At 45.7% G+C, this 6,136-nt stretch carries 8 protein-coding genes, 1 tRNA gene and 1 other RNA gene; 2 read left to right on the top strand and 8 right to left on the bottom strand.

Annotated features, from left to right (window positions below; translation table 11 throughout):
- Positions 1–162: 162 nt before the first annotated feature.
- From B4F99_RS01485 to tadA, 6 genes are all read right to left on the bottom strand, one after another.
- A complete protein-coding gene (locus tag B4F99_RS01485; RefSeq protein WP_050679042.1) occupies positions 163–381 on the bottom strand; it encodes a YaaL family protein in 219 nt (72 codons plus the stop codon).
- Positions 378–977 carry a recombination mediator RecR gene (gene recR, locus B4F99_RS01480; protein WP_023469882.1) on the bottom strand — a complete coding sequence of 200 codons (600 nt, stop codon included), beginning with the start codon at positions 975–977 and terminating at the stop codon, positions 378–380. Before recR ends, B4F99_RS01485 begins: the two co-directional genes overlap by 4 nt.
- Before the next feature lie 18 nt (positions 978–995).
- On the bottom strand, positions 996–1,316 hold the full coding sequence (locus B4F99_RS01475) for a YbaB/EbfC family nucleoid-associated protein (protein ID WP_029343040.1): 321 nt from the start codon (positions 1,314–1,316) through the stop codon (positions 996–998).
- A gap of 18 nt (positions 1,317–1,334) precedes the next feature.
- The gene (dnaX, locus tag B4F99_RS01470; protein WP_290754903.1) at positions 1,335–3,020 is read right to left on the bottom strand and encodes a DNA polymerase III subunit gamma/tau; all 1,686 of its coding nucleotides are present in this window, start codon (positions 3,018–3,020) and stop codon (positions 1,335–1,337) included.
- A 95-nt stretch (positions 3,021–3,115) separates the two neighbouring features.
- An RNA gene (ffs, locus tag B4F99_RS01465) (signal recognition particle sRNA large type) lies at positions 3,116–3,382 on the bottom strand.
- A 48-nt stretch (positions 3,383–3,430) separates the two neighbouring features.
- Positions 3,431–3,937 carry a tRNA adenosine(34) deaminase TadA gene (gene tadA, locus B4F99_RS01460; protein WP_035409909.1) on the bottom strand — a complete coding sequence of 169 codons (507 nt, stop codon included), beginning with the start codon at positions 3,935–3,937 and terminating at the stop codon, positions 3,431–3,433.
- A gap of 108 nt (positions 3,938–4,045) precedes the next feature.
- Between tadA and B4F99_RS01455 the strand changes: the two genes are divergently transcribed.
- Both B4F99_RS01455 and B4F99_RS01450 read left to right on the top strand, forming a co-directional pair.
- Positions 4,046–4,675: a deoxynucleoside kinase gene (locus tag B4F99_RS01455; protein ID WP_050679045.1), complete on the top strand. Its 630-nt coding sequence runs from the start codon at positions 4,046–4,048 to the stop codon at positions 4,673–4,675.
- Positions 4,672–5,349, top strand: a complete 678-nt coding sequence (locus B4F99_RS01450) for a deoxynucleoside kinase (protein WP_029343036.1) — start codon at positions 4,672–4,674, stop codon at positions 5,347–5,349. The genes B4F99_RS01455 and B4F99_RS01450 overlap by 4 nt, the downstream gene beginning before the upstream one ends.
- Before the next feature lie 72 nt (positions 5,350–5,421).
- Here the strand turns inward: B4F99_RS01450 and B4F99_RS01445 are convergent, their stop codons facing one another.
- Positions 5,422–5,886, bottom strand: coding sequence for a DinB family protein (locus tag B4F99_RS01445; protein WP_035409903.1), 465 nt, complete (start codon positions 5,884–5,886; stop codon positions 5,422–5,424).
- Between the two features lie 102 nt (positions 5,887–5,988).
- A tRNA-Ser gene (locus tag B4F99_RS01440) sits at positions 5,989–6,078 on the bottom strand.
- Between the last annotated feature and the right edge of the window lie 58 nt (positions 6,079–6,136).

Genomic DNA, 6,136 nt, shown 5'->3' with positions numbered 1-6,136 from the left:
CAACTTTTTTGAAATTGTTTTTTACTTGTTTGCCGTAAGCGCTCGTCCTCTTAAGGACATGAATTAATATATCACGATAATTAGATAGGCGCAACTACTTTATTAAAATAACTTATAGTTTTTTTAAAGCATGTAAAAACCGCAGACAAGAATGGCTGCGGTTTACTTCATCATCAATGAGACGCGTCTTCTTTTTGCTTCGCTTATATAGAAGAAATACAGTGATTCCGCTAACTTCATTTGTGCTTCTAAATCACCATAGTCATCATAGCTGATTTCTAGAAGATGGCGTTTCATCAAATAATCTTCTTTTGCTTTTGCTAATTCTTCTAACAAACGCTCGTCGTACTCACTGCGAATCTTCTTTCGAAACCAACTCATAGTTCGCGACGTCCCTCCATTGCACGAGATAACGTCACTTCATCTGCGTATTCAAGATCTCCACCAACCGGAAGACCATGGGCAATCCGAGTGATCCGAATACCCGTCGGTTTTAAGAGACGCGATAGATACATCGCTGTCGCTTCTCCTTCGATGTTCGGATTGGTTGCTAAGATGACTTCCGTAATCGCTTCGTCCGCTTGAAGACGTGTCAGTAGACTAGATACATTGATATCCTCTGGACCGATCCCTTCCATTGGACTGATCGCTCCATGTAAGACATGGTACAACCCTTGGTAATCTCGCATCTTTTCCATTGCAATGACATCCCTTGAATCTTGGACGACACAGACGATCGTACGGTTTCGGTGTTTATCTGTACATACATAACAAGGATCTTGATCCGTGATATTCCCGCAGACACTACAGTAGGCAATGTCGCGCTTCGCACTGACCAATGCTTTTCCGAACATCAAGACATCGTCTTCTTCCATATCAAGGACATGAAACGCTAGACGAACTGCTGTCTTCGGACCAATCCCCGGCAGTTTTGTAAAACTTTCGATCAAACGACTAATCGCTTCAGGATATTGCAAGTGGTTTCCTCCTACGAATTAAAACATTCCCGGCAGATTCATACCTTGTGTGAATTTCCCCATTTTACTTGAGACGAGTTCATCGACTTTCTTCAAAGCATCGTTCGTTGCAGCTAAGACGAGATCTTGAATCATTTCAACGTCATCTGGATCAACGACTTCTTCTTTAATGATGACATCTACGATATTTTTATGACCATCGGCGACGACTGAGACCATTTCCCCGCCTGCTGTACCTGTCACTGTCAAATCTTTTAATTCTTCTTGTGCTTTCGCCATATCCTTTTGCATCTTCTGCATCTGTTTCATCATATTATTCATGTTTCCCATTCCGCGCATCTGTATTCCTCCTCGAATTTAATCTTCGAACTCTACGATATCACCAAAACGACCAAGCGTCTCGGACAATAACTGATCGCTCTCCGATTCTTGTTTTGTTTCCTTCTCTTCTATACTACTACTATTTCGCTTAGCAACAAACTCTGCCTTCAGTTCATGCCAATCGTTTGAGAGAATCGCTAAAATTTCGCGTTTGACGCCGCATATTTCATATAATGCTTCCTCAATCACGAAACGTGTTCGTTCATTGGTCATGACTTGCTCGAAATGCCATCCCTTACCGTCATCGAATTCGATCAATAGCGTATCCGCAGAGCAGAGAACCGGTTTACTTTCATGAAGCAACGAGTAGATTGGTCCATCTTCTTTTAGAATCCACTTTAGGATATGATCCCAGCGTTCCTGAATCTCACGCAACTGGGTTTTTTCTGCTCGTTCTAGCATTTGGCGAATCCGCTCTTTGGCGATTCGAACGGTTGGTCGTCCTTGTTTCCGCTTCGGCTGCGCTTGTGGTGCAGCCGCTTCTTGAGCTGGAACACCATTCGACTTCCACTGATGCATCTGTTCCTTCATTTCGCGGACTTCCTGCTGCAACGCTTGGACGATCTGCCCCGTCGTTCTTCCTTGTTCCGCGATTTGAATGAAGGCAATCTCAACGAGGACCCGCGGATGATTCGTTAATCGCATTTGTTGTTGGCAGTCATGTAACTGATCAATGATCGTAAAGCATGTCTCTGCTTCAATCGATTCAACGAATTGTTTGAACTCATCCGTCGGGCGAGCACGCTCTAGCAAGTCGACAGCTGTAGGAGAGGCTTTCAATAATAAGGTGTCTCGGTAAAAGAAGACAAGATCCTCAACGAAACGTTTTAAATCTTTTCCCGCTCGTTGCATCGTCTCAAGCGTCTGTAACAACTGGTCGACTTGATGTTCATGCAAGGCACGGGCAATGTTTAGTAATGCTTCATCTTCTACTGCCCCTGTTACTTCAAGAACAGCAGCATCGTTCAAATCACCGTTTGAAAAAGCAACCGCTTGGTCGAGTAGACTCAGTGCATCACGCATGCCACCATCCGCTGCACGGGCAATCAATCGTAAGGCCGTATCCGAATACTCGATCGATTGATCTTTTAAGATATATTGCATCCGTTCTACAAGTTGATCGACTTCATGCCGCTTTACATCGAAACGTTGGCAGCGGGAGATGATCGTCGCTGGGATTTTATGTGGTTCGGTCGTTGCTAAGATGAAGATGGCGTGTGCCGGCGGTTCTTCTAGTGTTTTAAGCAGTGCATTAAAGGCGCCTGTCGACAACATGTGTACTTCATCAATGATATAGACTTTATAGGCTGCTTCTGAAGGGGGATATTTGACTTTATCCCGGATTTCCCGAATTTCATCTACGCCGTTATTGGAAGCGGCATCGATTTCGAAGACGTCTGGACTTGATCCTTCCGTGATCGCAAGACACGTGGGGCACGTATTACACGGTTCTTTGACCGGAGCATGCTCACAGTTGATCGCTTTAGCGATGATTTTGGCAAGACTCGTTTTTCCCGTTCCACGAGGACCCGAAAATAGATAGGCGTGGGACATGCGTCCCTCCATCAATGCATTTTGGATCGTACGGGTGATATGCGCTTGTCCAACGACTTCGTCGAAACGTTGCGGACGGTATACGCGGTATAGTGCTTGATAGGCCAAGTTTGCGCCTCCTCTTTTTAAGTTCCTCATTCTATTTTACCTAAAAAAGTCTACAACCGAAACCGGCTGTAGACTTGTCTTTAAAAATTAAACTGCCGCGCACCATATTCTGAAATATGTTCAACATGCGTTACTCACGCAGCCTGCTCAGTCCAAGCACCCCTGCAACACACAGAGAGCACCACTTAAGGCTGCTTCCTTCCGGACCTGACCTGGTTCATGGGTATCTGTTGCGCAGGACTCAAACGTCAACGCTACTTACGTGAGGCAGACCACACCAATCATATCCCTCGACATGGAATTCAGTCTCGCTATAGCGGATTGCGAGTGACAGGGAACCGCTACATCCCCACCTAGCACGGCAAATGGTTTATCGATTTTTAGTGGCACCTTGTTTCAGTGCTTTTTCATTATACTGTTTCATCTGGTGTGATGCAACCCATTGCCCGCTTTCGTGCTTTCTTTTTCGCACGTAGTTCCCGAAAGAACGTCGTTAGCATCTCCCCACACTCTTTTTCTAATATACCGCTCGTCAACTGTGAGACATGATTGAACCGATCGTCTTGCACTAAGTTCATCAGTGTTCCACAACATCCACCCTTCGGATCGACGGCACCAAAGATGACATGTTCGATCCGTGACAGCATGATGGCACCCGCACACATCGGACACGGTTCGAGTGTCACGTAGAGCTCACACCCTTCAAGTCGCCAGTTCCCGAGCTTTCGGCAAGCTTCCTCAATCGCGATCAACTCGGCATGTGCCGTCGCCTGTTGATCCGTTTCCCGGTGATTGTAACCCGTCGCGATGACTTCATCGTCTTTGACAATGACACATCCAATCGGAACTTCTCCGATCTGTTCTGCCTTTTTTGCTTCTTCGATCGCAAGTCGCATATAGTGTTCCTGTCGTTCCATCGATGATACTCCTCACTCTAAAAAAATTCTCCTTTTGAAACTTCAGCAAGTCGTACTTCTTTGTGCTAAAATATAAATTGCACTTTGCTGAACGGAGGGTCATTGTATATGTTCATAACGGTTGAAGGACCGATTGGTGTAGGCAAAACATCACTTGCGAACGCCATCAGTCACCATTTCTCTTTTTCTATGTTACGCGAAATCGTCGAAGAAAATCCCTTTCTTGGAAAGTTCTATGAAGATATCGAAGAATGGAGCTTCCAGACGGAAATGTTCTTCTTGTGCAATCGCTTCAAACAACTCGATGATATCGAACGTCATTACCTCAGTAAACAACGCTCTGTCGTTGCTGATTACCATATCTTTAAGAACTTGATCTTTGCACACCGCTCTCTAAAGGTAGAGCATCTTGAGAAGTACGAACAAATCTACTCGATCCTGACGACAGATATGCCGAAACCGGATGCTGTCATCTACTTGAACGCAAGCATCGACACCTTGATGAAACGTGTTGCGCTGCGCGGACGAGAAATCGAAGAAAACATGTCACGTGCCTATCTCGAACAATTAGCCGAGGATTACGAGACATTCGTCACGGAATACCAAGCCAAACATCCGGAAGTCAAAATCATCCGTTTCGACGGGGATGCACTCGACTTCGTCAAGCGGCCGGAAGATCTCGAGTACGTCTTGACGACGATCCGGAACGAATTATATGAAGGAGCGAACCACGCATGAACTTGAAGCTACGCGAACAATACAACATCCCGGCAGATGCCGTCATTACGATCGGCGGTATGGTCGGGATCGGTAAATCAACGATCACAAACGGATTAGCAGATGCCCTTGGTTTCCGGACGTCACTCGAAAAAGTCGATACGAACCCTTACTTGGATAAATTCTATCATGATTTCGAGCGTTGGAGCTTCCACCTCCAAATCTATTTCCTCGCTGAACGCTTCAAGGAACAAAAGCGGATTTTCCAATACGGTGGTGGTTTCATCCAAGATCGTTCGATCTATGAAGATACAGGGATCTTCGCTAAGATGCATTTCGAAAAAGGAACGATGTCTCCAACGGACTATGAAACGTATTCAAGTTTATTTGACGCGATGGTCATGACACCATTCTTCCCACATCCAGATCTTTTGATCTATCTCGAAGGTTCATTCGAGCAAGTCCTTGAACGGATTCGTCTTCGCGGACGTGAGATGGAGCAACAGACTCCAATCGAATATTGGGAAGAGATGTATGAACGCTATACGAACTGGATCAACAACTTCACGATTTGCCCGGTACTCCGCTTGTCGATCGACGAATACGATTTACTGAACGAGCCAGAATCGATCGACCGGATTCTCGCGAAGATTGAAAAACAACTTGAAGTTGCGCGCATTGCCAATACACGATAAATGATCAGATCTGCCTCTTAGGCAGATCTTTTTTTGCGCAAAAAAGGAGACGCGTCTCGCATCTCCCTCCTATTAACCAATCACTTGATTGATCTGTTCCATATGGTGTAAATCATGTTGAGTCATCGCTCCGAGGAACTGACCAATCGTCAACTCTTTGTCTTTAATGACGACCTTGTCCTGCAGGCGATCTTCCGGAATCAATTCGACTGCACGGCGCAATAAGTCACGGCTGACTAAAAACTCATCAATCGTCAAGATCCGTTGTTGCTCACGGCTCATCTTCGCTGCTTCATCATTGACGGCTTGGCTATCCGGCGCAACACGGAATGGTTCACCCGCGAGCAAGTACGGAATACGCTCTGCGACCATGAAACGATCCCATGGTGATAAGTGACCAATGATCTCAGCAACCGTCCACTTACCTTCCGCATACGATGTCCGCCATGCTTCTTCTGAAATCTGTTCTAAGTCTTTTACATATGTCATCGTCATCGCATAATGCGAAAGCAACGATTCTTTTGTTTGTTCGTTCATTTCGTCCACCTCTTCTTCGTTTTTCACGTAGGCAACCATAGCATGCACGAAGAAATCGATGCAACAAAAAAGCACCTCAGAATTGAGATGCTTCATAAAAAGCGGAGTCGGTGGGATTCGAACCCACGCGAGCCTTGCGACCCCTAACGGATTTCGAGTCCGTCCCCTTCAGCCGGACTTGGGTACGACTCCATGATTATTATTATTTTTGGGTAAAAAAAAAGAAGTGGAGGAGGCGGTGGGATTCGAA

Source organism: Exiguobacterium sp. UBA3491 (assembly GCF_002377745.1).
Taxonomy (GTDB): domain Bacteria; phylum Bacillota; class Bacilli; order Exiguobacteriales; family Exiguobacteriaceae; genus Exiguobacterium_A.
Note: the sequence above shows the minus strand (reverse complement) of the source record. Positions and strands in the feature narration are given on the sequence as shown.